Below are 13,688 nucleotides of genomic sequence, written 5' to 3'. Positions count from 1 at the left end.
GCTATGAAAATCCAGATAAATCAGCCCGTTCCGGTTCATGGAATGGGCAAACGGGCCAATAATGAAGACAACCTTTTCCCCCCGCCCGGGGCGGCTACTACCGCCGATACATTGTTTATGGTTTGCGACGGGGTAGGAGGCAGCGAAAAGGGTGAAATCGCGAGTGACCTCGCTTGTCGCTCCGTTTCAGCTTATTATCAGCGCCACCGCATTACGGTGAGCGATGATACCGCGGTCCACAATGCCATCGCATTTGCCCAGGCGGAAATGGAAAGATATGGTAACGAAAATCCCGGTTCGCAGGGAATGGCGACTACGCTCACGTTCCTGCACCTGCACGAGCGCGGGGCCACAGTAGCGCACATTGGAGACAGCCGCGTGTATCACGTGCGAAATGGAAAGGTGCTCTGGTGCACGCGTGACCATAGTTATGTGAACGACCTTGTAAAAGCGGGCGTGATCACCGAGGAACAGGCCCGCACGCACCCCCGCAGGAACGTGATCATGCGTGCGTTGCAAGGTGGCGACCCGGCTACCCAAGCCGATATCCACCACATTGCAGACCTCGTAGCGGGCGACTATTTCTTTCTTTGCTCGGACGGTATTCTCGAAAGTTTAGATGAGCATGCATTGCTGGAAATCCTTTCGGCGCCCACGTCGGATCATGCCAAAATGGAGCAGGTGCGGAAGCTTTGCGAGCAATTTAGTAACGATAATTTTACCGCCTACCTCGTGCCGATCCAATCGGTGGAAATGCCGATGGTGGAGTTGCTGCCTTCCGAAGCAATGGCTCAAAAAACGGTTGGGAAAAAGGATTCTGTACGAAAACCCTTCGGCACGAACGTGTGGATCGTTTTCGCGGTGCTCATGTTCTCGTCGGGCTGGTACTTCTGGCACCACCGCAAGCCCGAGCCGGTGAAACCCAAGCCTGTGCAGGTGGCCGTCGCCAAGGATTCGGTGATTGCATTGCACCCGGTGAAACCATCGAAATCGGTCAAGCAGGGTAAACAAAAAGGACATTCAAAAAAAGATAAAAAAATGCGGTGACCTCCTGCCGGAACCTCCGACAAAGGGCAAAAGAACTTCAAAACCCTACGATCATGACTTACGAAGAATTTTTAAAACGATACGAGTTCGATACCCAGGACCAGAAGGCAATGCTCGGCGCAGGAGGTTTCGGCTCGGTTTATAAAGCCTTCGATTCGGTGCAGAAACGGTTTGTGGCTATTAAAGTGGCTGAGGTGAAGCATGAGAAATTTAATTTGCTTTACGAGAAACAAATCGTCGACGAACTCGATTCGCATGAGAATGTGGCGCGCTACGGTAATTGCTACCGGTTCCAGTTTATGCCTGTCCGTTACGATTTCGCGGTCCTTACCTTTTATCAGGAAGGCAATCTGGCCGATGTTTTGAAGAAATACGCATTAACCGTTCCCCAAAAACACCAGATTCTCGAAGGCATCCTCAAAGGCGTAGGACATTTGCACAAACACCACATTATCCACCGTGACATGAAGCCGCAGAATGTGCTCATGGACCGGCAGGGCGATCGCTGGGTGCCCAAACTGACCGATTTCGGATTGAGCAAGCTCGCCGACACCAATACGCGCTCGGTAGAAAATTCGTCGATCGGGCTCTCCATCGCCTATGCTGCCCCCGAACAAATCCAAAACCGCGAGATCAGGCATAATGTGGACTTGTGGGCGGTGGGCATCATCGCTTACCAGATGTTCGCAGGCGATTTGCCGTTCGATGCTTCGCGCTCGATGAGCCAGGAAAGCTGGAATCTGGAAGTGAGCAAGCTGATTGTAAAAGGCAAGGTTTCTGATAAGATCAGCCAGGTGCCGGAGCCGTTCAGGACCATGATCAAGAAATGCCTCGTGCCCGATAATGCGAAACGCGTGCAGCGTGCCGAGGAATTGCTCGAGATCCTGGGCAGCCCTTCCGTCCAGCCTCAGGAGAAAAGACCCGTCAACGACGAAGGCACGATCCGGATTGACGAGCCTTTCGCCAATACCAGGGAGCTGACGGTGCGCGCCGATCACCTCGTGCAGCTCGCCGCATCGAAAACGGGTTTTGAAAAAGAACAGACTTTACGCGATGCGATTGGGTTGTATGAAGAAATCCTCCGGCTCGACCCGGCACATATGCACGCACGGTACCAGATCGGCGAATGCAGCATCAAGCTGAAACAGAAAACGGGATTCAAAATACCGAGGGTACTTTCAAAAAAAGGAATGATCGCAGCTGCGGCGGTGATGGTCGGAATGGGCCTGGTGTATTTTTTTTTATGGCGCTCTACTGCCCGTAAAGAGCTGGCTTGGGCGAAGTCTACAAACTATTCGAACATCCTTGCTGCCGATTCTGCGAACACTTACCAGCAGATGTTTCAAATACTTGACAAATATGCCGGTACGTTCGCGATGGACGACACTACCAACAACATCCTGGGCATATTTTACCAGAATGGCCGGGGAGGGGCGGTGCAGGATTATGAGAAAGCAATGGATTTCTATGAAAGAGGCGGTGATTTTGAATGGGCGAAATACAATATCGGCTATCTCCATTTCTGGGGCAAAGGAACGCTTAAAAACTTCGAAACTGCTGCGGAGTATTTCAAAGAAGCTTATGATAAAAAGCAGCTCACCGGCGCTGCCGATTACCTGGGATACATTTATGAAGAAGGCGGCTACGGTGTTACCAAGGATTACGCTCTGGCCAAAAACTGGTTTGAAAAAGCGGTAGCGGGCAATTCGAGCTACTCGCAGTTTGAGCTTGGCAAAATGTACCAGATGGGGCTCGGGATGCCTGTGAATGAAGCCCGCGCCAAATATTATTACGGCCTGTCGGCCGGCCAGGGCAACCGCAATGCCCAACAGGCTTTGAATAATCTCAACCGTGGCCGCTCTAACGAAGCATTTGCGCACGCATCGAGCCCCTATCAGCCCGTTGCCAAACCGAAACAGCAACGCCCTAAAACCAATACCGGGACATTCTGGGAAAAAGTGGGTACCGAGCTTTTCAAAGAAGCGTCAAGGAGATAATTGAATCTAAACCAAATCGAACATTTTTTGACCTTTACCACAATGAAAAATATAACCAACATCCTGATTTTCATAGCCGTTGCCGCCGGGATATTCTACGGCTATAAATGGCTGAAAGGCGCCGATTTCTCGGGAAACGAAGGCAATACCTACGCCGTTGTTGTCGGAATCTCCGACTACCTCAATGGCTCCGATCCGCAGAGCGGTGTACAGGCCCAGCTCAACGACCTGCGGTATTGCGACGACGACGCGCGTATTTTCTATGATTTTCTCAGAAGCCCTGCGGGAGGGTCGGTGCCGGCCGAAAATATCGCACTGCTTATCGATAATCAGGCAAGTAAGTTGCAGATTATCAATCAAATGGAGGCGTTTTTTGCAAAATCCGGCCCCGACGACCGCGTTATCTTCTACTTCGCCGGTCACGGTGCCAATGGCTTCTTCGCGACTTACGATATCGATATGCGCAACATGAATACCAGTCTTAAACATAAAGAAGTGAAGGAGGTTTTCAGGAAATGCCGTGCGAAAACAAGGCTGTGTTTTGCAGACGCGTGCATGTCGGGCAGTATGAAAAACCGGGCACGGGAAGTTGTGGAAATGAAACCGGTGCCGGTATCGGTGCGGTCGTTTGAAGACGAAGAGTCGGGTCTGGTAGTGCTGATGGCGGCGAGATCGTATCAGTATTCCAGCGAGAATGTCAGCATTGGGCATGGATACTTTACGAAGTTTCTGGTGGACGGCCTGCAAGGCGGCGCTGACAAGAATAAGGACGAGTTGGTGACGATCAAAGAGGCATTTGACTACCTGTACCTGCACCTGGCGTCGCTTCCTAAAAGCGGACCGGAAGATAAAGGGCAAGTCCCGGTGATTTTCGGGAAATATGACCCGGATATGCCGGTAGCGAAGCTGAAAGGGGCAGCCTGAGTTTAGCTATTTAAGCAGAAACCTGATCGAACCCTGAACATTGGTAGATTTAACACTTTCGAGGTCATTCGCAGACAGGTTTGATACGGGGATAATGAACGTAATGCCGGCCTGCAACCGACCCTTGAATACCGTCCGTGACCGGAATAGTATCCCGGCACGGATGTTCCATTGTTGCGGGCGAATGTACGATTGCAGCGCATCCCGGCCTTTGACCGTTAAATGCGCTTCGGGAGAGACATTCCCCAGGAACTCGATTTCTTTTCGTAGCAATGCGGCCGTGTACCTGGCATAGGACATTCCACCTACCAAAGCAAGCCCGTAGGTTGCCTGATATTGATATTGAAGAGAAAAATTTATGCCCAATGCCTTGATGAAATTGGTATTACGGTAAACCGGGTTGAAGGTCGAATCTGTGATACGCAATGTATCTACCCGTTGGGCGACTACCTGTTTATCGCCAAAATAGGAATGCATCGGGTTGAATATGAAAGTCGCGGTGTGCTTGTTCCAGCTTTTTGAGACAAAAACACTTGGGACCGCCAGTCGGAGCGGATGCTTGATACTATCGGCGCCGGTGAGCATGTAGTTCGTCGAAACAATAGATCGGTTAATGTTCCATTCGGGCCCGAAATGGACGTCCTGCCATATCGAACTGCGGGATTTGACCGGTGGTTGCGGCGTATTTGGCAAAACAGGCTTTTTAACAAGCCTGCCCAGCTCATTGTACTTGCTCTCAAAACGGCCGGAAAGCGATGCCAGGTTGTTGAGCGATATTTGTGCAGGTGCCGCATGGGTATTTTTTTCAAGGCTAAAAGATGGAATAGTTTCTTGCACTGCCTGTCCGGAGCTCAGTTTGTTTGCCGGAGGGGCGGTGCTGTTTTGTCTGGTAATATGGCCGGGAAATACGCTATTTTCGGTTTCCCGGGTAACGCGGCCGGAGAATGCGCCGGGTTCATTTCTGTTTTCGTGGGCAGCACGGCCGGGAAATGCGTCCTGCTGGTCCTCGCGTACGCCCGCTGCGACGCTTGTATCTCGTGGGCGCGTGGTGCGGGCTTGTGCGGCACCCGTACGCATGCGGGGAGAACTGGCCGGAGATGTTCCCGAACGTTTGCTTTTGTCTTCAATGCGCCGATTTCCGGAAATGGCGGGATTCTCAGGGGCAACATTTGAAGCATCCCGACCCGCTGCTCCGAAGGCACCTGGCGCGTGGGTAATTTTTGACGGAATAGTTTCGGGCGATGTAGTCGTAGACGGTATTTTTTGGGACGATGGTGTTTCGGAAGTTAGTGCTTCGGACGGCGATGTCTCGGATGGACTGGTTGTGCTAATGCCGGTATGTTCCGTGCCGGGTTTCAAAGCATTTGCTTTTAAATCCGTATTATCTGACGCAGAGTCCTGAATGTTGGAATTAATGGATTGATTTTCAGTGTGTTTTTGATTTTTTGTTTCCGCATTTAAGACAATCAATGCAACTACCGCGGATGTGACTACGACCGAAGCACCAATAAGCAATCCTTTGAACCTGGCTATCGCTTTCCAGACATTCGAAAGCTGGCTTTGACCGTTAGCTCCCTCGACTGAACCGGTCGCCAGCATATCGCTCATACTTGCCCACGCATCGTCCGCCGGAATTTCGGGGTCCGGCAACGGCTCGTTGAGAAATTTGTTGATATGTTTGTCGTTCCTTTTCATCAGAGGAGGTTTTCAAAAATTACTTTCAGCCGGTTCCTGCTCTCGCTTAAATGCCACTTGACGGTGCCTTCGCTGATGGCCAGCGAGCTCGCTATCTCTTTCACCGGGAATCCATCCATATAATACAAACTACAAATCCGGCGTGTGGCAACGGGCAATTGCATGAGGTACACGTGGATGTCGTTCGCCGAGAGTTGTTCAAACGGGTTTTCCTGGGATTCAAAGCCCATGCTATCCTCAATTTCCACGTAGTCGAATGCCTGTGTCTTCCGGTCGCGGAGCAGGGTGAGGGCGGCATTGCGGACGGTGGTGTACATCCAGCTGAAAAACTCACCCTTTGCCGCGTCGTACTGATCGATGTTCGCGAACACTTTCAGCATACCGTTGTTGATCGCCGTTATGATGTCGTGTTTGTCCTCAAAAAAGTTTTTACAAAGCGCAAACAGGACAGGGTAAAATTGCCGGTACAATTTTTCCTGACTCTGGCGCTCCCGCCGCCTGCAACCCGCCAATATCTGGTTTAATGAATCCAAATTGTATTGAAATGCCTGACCGGCATTATGCGGGCCGGTCAGGCTGGTTTATTTCAATGAGAAACTTTATAACGTTTTGGTTGTGAACACCACGCCACTGTCGTAAGGCCACGTAAATTCGAAATGTTTACCGGTTTTCTTAAACGAGCCCCTGTAAGTTTTGTTCTGGAAACGGATTTCGAAGTTCTTCGTGTAATTTTCTACATTGATATAGCCCGCAGTAATGAAAGCTTTCGCCGTGGTTTTGCCTGAATCGCACCGATTTCCTGCGACCACACCTTTTACATCCACAGTAAGGCCGTTGCCTGGCTCGGGCCAGTGGATTTGCAGGTAGCTATTGCTGCATTCGTACTGTTTGGCAGTGGCTATTCTGATTCCCAGGAAATTGGCCGTGTCGGGATTGGATGTCGGTGTCAGGTAGAGCTGGTCGCCTTCCTGGATCGCCTGATCGTAGTTCGGGATGGTATTGATGCTCCCTTTGACGACCACATCCAGGTACGCTGTGTCGGTACCGAGGCTATCGACCGCCAGTACACGGTAATTGCCCGGGTTTTGAAACGTTACAACGGCGCTGGTTCCGTGGTTGTTCAGCACAAATTCGAACGGAACGGTACGCCACACTACTTTCTGTTTTTTTCCGCCGACAAATTTAAATGTAGCAGGCTGCCTGGCACGGATCGTGTCGGGACTGTCGAGTACGATATACGGCTTCACGGTTCCTGCCGTATCGGTACTATCCGTCCCCGTCCTCGCCGAAACCGGCACCGGCGCATTCTCTTCCATTTTTCCCCGTTCGCAGGCGACCAGCTGGATCAGCAGCAATGCAATGCACAATACCAGCCATTTTTCTGTTCTCATGACCATCAGTGTTTAAATTATTAGAATAATAAATCAGGAGAAGCGCTTCCAATAAAATAAACTACAAGGGGTGGCCGGGAGGTTGGGTGGTTTAGGAAAAAAATATTCGGAAAGCCGATTAATATGCGCTTTGTCAGTAAATACCAGTTATTTGCGCGTTTTATTTTGAAATGAATACCCCAATTACTTTTCATGAAACGAATAGCGCTTTTCTGTCTCCTGCTAATTTCCTGTCCGGTACTTGCCCAGAACTACGACGAGGCGAAAGTTCCGCATTACACGCTGCCCGATGTACTGAAAACCACTTCGGGAAAGAAGATCCGGAATGACGAAAAATGGGAGAAATCGAGAAGGCCAGAAGTGCTAAGGCTTTTCGAAGACCACATTTACGGGAAAATGCCGACCGATTACGACAGTATCCGCTACGCATTGACGGAAGACGACCGCCCTGTCATGGACGGGAAAGCGGTTTTGAAACAGGTGGGGGTCACGGTTTTCAAAAAAAAGAATTCAGTACAGATTAATGTTGTGCTTTTCGTGCCCACGCAGGTGAAGAAGCCGGTACCGGTGTTTTTGCTGATCAATAACCGGGGAAAAGAGAATACCGACCCGACAAGGGTGAAAAAGAGCGAGTTCTGGCCTGCTGAAATGGTGATCGACAGTGGCTTTGCGATCGCGGCGTTCCATGTGAGCGATCTTGCGCCTGATAATAAGGATACCTATATGACGGGCGTTTTGCAAAAACTCTATCCCGAGCAATTGAAAATGGACAATGGCATGAAGGCCATCGGCGCGTGGGCGTGGGGTGCGAGCCGCGTGATGGATTATTTTGAGACGGACAAGGATATAGATGCCAAAAAGGTCATTGTAGTAGGACATTCGCGGGGAGGAAAAACGTCTTTGTGGGCGGCCGCGCAGGACCGGCGCTTTGCCGCTTGCGTCACCAACTGCTCAGGAAATACGGGTGCCGCCCTTGCCCGGCGTCAGTTCGGCGAGCGGATCAGCCGTATCAATACGACCTTCCCGCATTGGTTTAACAATAATTACAAGAAATATAACGACAAGGAAAATGCCCTGCCTGTGGACCAGCATATGCTCATCGCACTCGTCGCGCCGCGGCCAGTGTATGCGACTAATGCTTCCAAAGACCTCTGGGCCGACCCCAGGGGTACATTTCTGGCATTGAAAGCCGCCGAACCGGTGTATGCCTTGTATGGGATCAAGCCGGAATTACCCAAAGACCCGCCCGGGATCGATAAGCCCATTATCGGTCCGCACTTCGGCTACCATAACCGGGAAGGCGAGCATAATATGACAGCCTACGATTGGGGGAATTTTATCCGGTTTGCAAAAAAATTCTAAAGTTTCTGATAGTTGATATGGGTTAAGTGCAACGGTTTGAATTAGATTTGGCTCTAAGTAACCGATGTATCTCTATTCCCCTCTATTTACTGTCAGTATTTATGTTTCAAAAGTTTACGATCACTTCGCTGTTCGGTTTATTGCTCATTGCGGGCTGTGCCCCGAAAATCAAAACAAAAATTTCTCAAAAGTACGAGCCGCTCGATTTCAGGGAAGAGGTTTGGGTGCTGCCGAATGACTCTACCGGTGTGGGCCTGGCAGAAGTGCTGGGGACGGTTAAGGTTGGTGATGCAGGCATGACAACCAATTGCAGCTATACCGTGGTGCTGGAAAAAGCCAAAGAAGAGGCCAGAAAGTCGGGCGGTAATGCAGTGCGGGTCATCGAGCATAAAACTCCGGACTTTATGAGTTCCTGTCACCGCATCACCGCGGAGGTTCTGAGGATCAACACGGACCAGATTGCCGCACTGAAACAAGTCGAAACGGAAGCCGATTCGCTGATCGATCATGCTATTCTCTATGTTTACCGTAACGGCGGTGCCGGGGCGTTGGTCAGCTACAATCTGAGTCTGGGTGATTCGATAATATGCCGTGTCACGAATAAATTCCGCCAGAAAATCGAAATACGGAAGGAGGGCGCGCAGGAACTTTGGGCTAAAACCGAGTCGAAAGCGTCGATACCCATCGACATTAAAAAAGGCCGCACCTATTACATACGCTGCGGTGTCGGAATGGGTGTGGTAGTAGGCCGCCCAACCCTTGATCTGGTTGATCGCCGGACGGGCAAGATCGAATATATTGGCAAAAAACGTAAATAAGCCCTTCCGATGAAAAACATTCTTTTAACATTCCTGATCAGCCTGATCGGGGCCGGGGCCGTGTATGCCCAGGATCTTATTGTAACCACTGCCGGGGATTCTATTCCGTGCAAAATCACGCGCGAGCAGGGTGGCTATGTGTATTTTACTTACAAAAAACTCGGTGTGCCTGCCAAAACCCTGATGGCCGCCAGCAGCATCGCCAGTAAACGTACCGACTTCTATGATACTCCCGTCGAAATCGTTTCAAAACCAACATTCAGCCGCTGGCAGTACCGATTTCAGGGAGGTTATTCGCGGCGTATCGCTCGTACCAGCGACCAGGTTCCCTCGGGCGCCAGGAGCTACATCAATAAAATGAAATCGGGCTACACGTTGGGAGGGGATATCCATTACTTCATTTCGGAGCCGTTCGGACTAGGTGTGAAGTACAATCATAGCCATTATCAGTATAAAACTACCGGTTTCGAAGACAAGGTCAATCTCAATTACTTCGCAGTGTCCGGGCTGAACAGGTTTATTCTCAGGACCGGAAGCGAAGTATATATGGGAGGGAATATCGGCTATCAGGCCTATAAAGATCAGGTGAGCGCCAACGGAGCTCCCGTCGGAATTACCGGTGGTACGGCGGGGGTAGGGCTGGAAGTCGGTTACGGGATGAGGATGAGCCATGGTTCGAAATTATACCTGAACCTTTCGCTGCTGAGTGGGACCATTACAAAGGTAAATGTAGAAAGTGGTGGACGGAAGGAAACCGTTAAGCTTGAAAAAGAAGAATATGAAAGCCTGGCCAGGCTGGAACTGACACTTGGCATTGTGTTGGGTCATTAAATCCGGCATGCAGGCATAAAATTTGAGGTAATGCAGTAAAAGAGGGCAGAAATGCCTTTTTTTATTACAAAATGCGACAATAATGAAAGACAGAAAGCTCCCGGAAGACCAATCACAGGTTTTGTTTACAGATATGAACGGCGTTCCTCGTGAAGGCACCTATAAAAAGGCTTCGAAAGCATTTGTGGAAGCCATTGGAGACGAAGGACCCGAGGATACCGGCAACATTTACCCGGAAGAAGATATTGTGTCCTGGGAATATCTCGATAAAAGAGACCGGCCCAACCCGGACATCATGGTAATCCTTTAAATAGCCGGCAAAGCACGGTTGTTGCCAAAAAAATACTTGTTAATTTTCCGGTTGTCGGCCTGTTATAGCTGTCCTAATTTTGGCTATCAAATCAAAATCGGACCTATGAATCTTTCAAAAGAAAGGATGTATCAGGCTATTATAGAAAAGGATAGCCAATTTGAAGGTGTTTTCTTTACAGCCGTAAAAACAACCGGTATTTTTTGCCGCCCAACCTGCACCGCCCGAAAACCTAAGATTGAAAATGTCGAATTTGTCTTTTCTGCAAAGGAGGCATTTCAGAAAGGGTACCGGCCTTGCAAGGTTTGCAGACCGTTGGAACACGCACATCAGACGCCGGAAGTTATCCGCTCGCTTTTGGACAAGCTGACCGACGATCCATCCCTCAAATTTAAAGACGCTGATCTGCGTGTCCTCGGGCTTGAACCGCATTCGGTCCGGCGCTGGTTTCTGAAGAATCATCAAATGACTTTTCAGGCATACCAAAGAATGTACCGAATTAATTCCGCGTTCAAACACATTCAGCAGGGCCAATCAGTTACAGCAGCGGCTTTTGACTCCGGTTTCGATTCCCTTAGCGGCTTCGGCGACTCGTTTAAGAGCATTTTCGGGTTTTCGCCGTTAGGGGGGAAAACACGGCAAGTGATAGACCTGACAAGGCTCGAAACACCTTTGGGCACCATGTTTGCCTGCGCAACAAAGGAGGGTTTGTGCCTGTTGGAGTTCACGGACAGGAAAATGCTGGAAACCGAGTTCCGTTTTCTTTCAAAATCCATGAATGCCATTATCGTTCAGGGCGAAAATGAGCACTTCGCATTGCTGAAAAAAGAGCTTGGGGAGTATTTTGCCGGGACAAGGAAGGAATTTTCTGTCCCCATTCATAAAGTGGGTTCGGACTTTCAAAACAAGGTCTGGCAAGCATTGCAGACTGTACCGTACGGTGAAACCCGAAGCTATCAGCAGCAGGCGGCGATGATTACAAGCCCGAATGCAATTCGAGCGGTAGCTAATGCCAATGGCATGAACAAAATATCAATTCTTGTACCCTGTCACAGGGTCGTTGGCGCGGATGGCAGCCTAACCGGTTACGGTGGCGGGATATGGCGCAAGCAATGGCTACTCGACATGGAGAAGGCTCATAAGTAGATTCCCTATTCGCCAGCCAATACGGGCACAATTACCTCATTCCCTTTTACACTGAAAGTATAAACACCGGCCCGCTCGTCCCAATGCTTTACTACCGGTACTATGCGCGTCCTGCGCGGGCCCACCTTGTTGGGGGAGTTGTGAATGTGGTATACATAATACAATTGCTTGTCCAGCCCCTCAAACAGGTCACCATGCCCGGAACCGTTCTCGCCAACTATCGAGCGGTGAATGATAGGGTTATTCTTATATTTTACCCAGGGCCCGTAGGGTGAATCGGCGACGGCGTAGCCAATAGCGTAATCGATGTTTTGGAAATGGTTGGCCGAATAAAACAGGTAATATTTATTTTTCAATTTTATCACGGTCGGGCCCTCCATAATGGGGCCTGATTTGTAGTTAGGCGTTGACTCCCAGGGTTCTGTCCGTTCGAAACATCTTTTAAGGGTCTGAGGTTTTATCTTTCCCGTATTCATGTCGAACTCTGCTGCATACAAATAATTGCCTTTATCAAAGCGTACACAGTAGAGGTAATACTTGCCATCTGTATCCTTGAAAACATATGAGTCGATATTTTTCTCGGACCCATCAATAGGCCCGATTTCTCTTTGCCTGTACGGGCCCAATAACGATTTCGACTCCGCCAATACCGTTTGTTCATCGGCTGTGTAGGTAATGTAATAGGTGCCCTTATCTTTGAATATTTGTGGAGCCCAGAAGCCCTTGGTGCCGAAGGTGTGGTCGCCTTTGGTTAAAATAGTACCCAACGAATCTTGTGATTTTGCAGGTACTGCCCATGTTTTCAGATCCTTGGATTCCAAGAAAGCAAAGCCTTGCGGCCCGTCGCTTCCTCCTTTTGATCCGGTAAGGTAATACTTGCTTCCCTCAACATATATGGTTACATCAGCAAAGAAAATCTCTCGTTTTGCCTGCGCAGATGCCTGAATTGCGGAGAACAAAAGGAAAGAATAGAGGAGAATCGATTTCATTTATGGATTGTTTATAAGTTAAAACCACATCAACTACCGTTCCGAAAGTGCTCCCGGCTGCCATTTCTCCTCTTGGAAGTCCTTATATTCGTCTTCTTCAAGTTTTCAGATATAAGCGGCCTGATCAAGTATCCGCTGTTTTTTACCTAAACATTTTTATCTCAAACCTATGCTTCGAATTTACAGACAATCGCTAGGCATCAGGCCCGCCCGCATCGCTATGCTATGGTTTCTTTTCTGTATCGCGTTTTCAGCAAACGCCCAGCAGAACAATGCATACGAGGTTTTTGCAATAAAATTTGCCGGAACCGACCAGCCGTTTTATGAAGGAGAGTGGGCCGACGGGGCACCCAAGGACGTACCGGTGCCGATCAGCTTCATGTTTTGGGTACTGAAAGGAAGCAATGGCAAAAATGTGCTGGTAGATGCGGGGTTTCTTCCTGAGAAAGTGAAGGAAGAAGCGTTTTTCAAAATTGCAGGTTATATCCGGCCAGATTCGGCATTGCTGAAAGTGGGTTTAAAAGCCGGGGACATTACCGACATTATCATTTCTCATCCGCATTGGGACCACATAGGAGGGTTAGGCCTGTTTCCCAATGCCCAGGTATGGATGCAGCGGCTCGATTTCCAGGGTTTCGTGGGTACTGCATGGCAAAAGGATGGAAACAAAGGAGGCCTTGCAAAGGAGGATGTTCGCTCGGTGGTGGAGTTGAATCTGGTAGGCAAGCTCAATCTTATCGATGGAGACAACAAAGAGATATTGCCCGGTATCAAGGTTTTTACGGGTTCAAAGCACACTTATGACTCTCAATATGTGCTGGTCAACAATGGAAAGGAGAATGTCATCATAGCATCCGACAACATCTGGATTTATTACAGCCTGGATCACCTCGCCCCGCCTTCTCCCGGCGGTACGCATGACCCGAAAGGCTACGTGGATGCTATCAGGCGAATGAAAACGCTCGTCGGCGATCCCCAATACATTTTGCCGGGGCACGACTCGCGTGTGTTTGAGCGGTTTCCGAGTGCGGTAAAGGGCGTCGCAGCCATAAAATAGCAATCGGTCAAAGAGCTAGCCAGACTTAGTGCTGGCTGGCCATATCATTTTTGAGTTGATTGCTTGACGGAAACGCACGTCATCTATTCGTCCTTCGACTTAGTATCCCGTTTCTCCTTTT

At 49.6% G+C, this 13,688-nt stretch carries 13 protein-coding genes; 9 read left to right on the top strand and 4 right to left on the bottom strand.

Annotation, left to right across the window (positions count from 1 at the left end; genetic code table 11):
- The first annotated feature begins 3 nt into the window (after positions 1-3).
- The 3 genes from IEY24_RS23475 to IEY24_RS23465 are packed head-to-tail and all read left to right on the top strand — an operon-like array spanning position 4 to position 3,968.
- Positions 4-1,047, top strand: a complete 1,044-nt coding sequence (locus IEY24_RS23475; protein WP_188936677.1) for a PP2C family protein-serine/threonine phosphatase — start codon at positions 4-6, stop codon at positions 1,045-1,047.
- Between the two features lie 53 nt (positions 1,048-1,100).
- Positions 1,101-3,044 carry a serine/threonine-protein kinase gene (locus IEY24_RS23470; RefSeq protein WP_188936675.1) on the top strand — a complete coding sequence of 648 codons (1,944 nt, stop codon included), beginning with the start codon at positions 1,101-1,103 and terminating at the stop codon, positions 3,042-3,044.
- A gap of 42 nt (positions 3,045-3,086) precedes the next feature.
- The gene (locus IEY24_RS23465) at positions 3,087-3,968 is read left to right on the top strand and encodes a caspase family protein (RefSeq protein ID WP_188936666.1); all 882 of its coding nucleotides are present in this window, start codon (positions 3,087-3,089) and stop codon (positions 3,966-3,968) included.
- Between the two features lie 6 nt (positions 3,969-3,974).
- On the opposite strand, the gene IEY24_RS23460 is transcribed toward IEY24_RS23465, so the two are convergent.
- From IEY24_RS23460 to IEY24_RS23450, 3 genes are all read right to left on the bottom strand, one after another.
- Complete coding sequence (locus tag IEY24_RS23460) at positions 3,975-5,663, bottom strand: hypothetical protein (protein WP_188936663.1); 1,689 nt, start codon at positions 5,661-5,663, stop codon at positions 3,975-3,977.
- The gene (locus IEY24_RS23455; RefSeq protein WP_188936660.1) at positions 5,663-6,196 is read right to left on the bottom strand and encodes an RNA polymerase sigma factor; all 534 of its coding nucleotides are present in this window, start codon (positions 6,194-6,196) and stop codon (positions 5,663-5,665) included. The genes IEY24_RS23460 and IEY24_RS23455 overlap by 1 nt, the downstream gene beginning before the upstream one ends.
- A 66-nt stretch (positions 6,197-6,262) precedes the next feature.
- Positions 6,263-7,054, bottom strand: a complete 792-nt coding sequence (locus IEY24_RS23450) for a hypothetical protein (protein ID WP_188936658.1) — start codon at positions 7,052-7,054, stop codon at positions 6,263-6,265.
- A 192-nt stretch (positions 7,055-7,246) separates the two neighbouring features.
- Between IEY24_RS23450 and IEY24_RS23445 the strand changes: the two genes are divergently transcribed.
- The 5 genes from IEY24_RS23445 to IEY24_RS23425 all read left to right on the top strand — a co-directional run bounded on the left by IEY24_RS23445 (position 7,247) and on the right by IEY24_RS23425 (position 11,521).
- The gene (locus tag IEY24_RS23445; protein ID WP_188936656.1) at positions 7,247-8,416 is read left to right on the top strand and encodes a glucuronyl esterase domain-containing protein; all 1,170 of its coding nucleotides are present in this window, start codon (positions 7,247-7,249) and stop codon (positions 8,414-8,416) included.
- Positions 8,417-8,517: 101 nt separating this feature from the next.
- Entirely contained in the window at positions 8,518-9,234 is a 717-nt protein-coding gene (locus tag IEY24_RS23440) for a hypothetical protein (RefSeq protein ID WP_188936654.1), read from the top strand.
- Between the two features lie 9 nt (positions 9,235-9,243).
- Positions 9,244-10,065, top strand: a complete 822-nt coding sequence (locus IEY24_RS23435; protein WP_188936651.1) for a putative outer membrane beta-barrel protein — start codon at positions 9,244-9,246, stop codon at positions 10,063-10,065.
- Between the two features lie 82 nt (positions 10,066-10,147).
- A complete protein-coding gene (locus IEY24_RS23430) occupies positions 10,148-10,375 on the top strand; it encodes a hypothetical protein (RefSeq protein WP_188936649.1) in 228 nt (75 codons plus the stop codon).
- A gap of 105 nt (positions 10,376-10,480) precedes the next feature.
- On the top strand, positions 10,481-11,521 hold the full coding sequence (locus tag IEY24_RS23425) for a bifunctional transcriptional activator/DNA repair enzyme AdaA (protein ID WP_188936647.1): 1,041 nt from the start codon (positions 10,481-10,483) through the stop codon (positions 11,519-11,521).
- A 5-nt stretch (positions 11,522-11,526) separates the two neighbouring features.
- Here IEY24_RS23425 and IEY24_RS23420 read toward each other — a convergent pair whose 3' ends face one another.
- Positions 11,527-12,510, bottom strand: coding sequence for a glycoside hydrolase family 43 protein (locus IEY24_RS23420; protein WP_188936645.1), 984 nt, complete (start codon positions 12,508-12,510; stop codon positions 11,527-11,529).
- A 169-nt stretch (positions 12,511-12,679) separates the two neighbouring features.
- On the opposite strand from IEY24_RS23420, the gene IEY24_RS23415 reads away from it, so the two are divergent.
- Positions 12,680-13,567 (top strand): N-acyl homoserine lactonase family protein, encoded by an 888-nt coding sequence (locus IEY24_RS23415; protein WP_229222923.1) that lies wholly within the window; start codon positions 12,680-12,682, stop codon positions 13,565-13,567.
- Positions 13,568-13,688 lie beyond the last annotated feature (121 nt).

Source organism: Dyadobacter endophyticus (assembly GCF_014641595.1).
Classification (GTDB): Bacteria; Bacteroidota; Bacteroidia; order Cytophagales; family Spirosomataceae; genus Dyadobacter; species Dyadobacter endophyticus.
The sequence above is the reverse complement of the archived record's forward strand: the minus strand, read 5'-3'. Positions and strand labels throughout refer to the sequence as shown.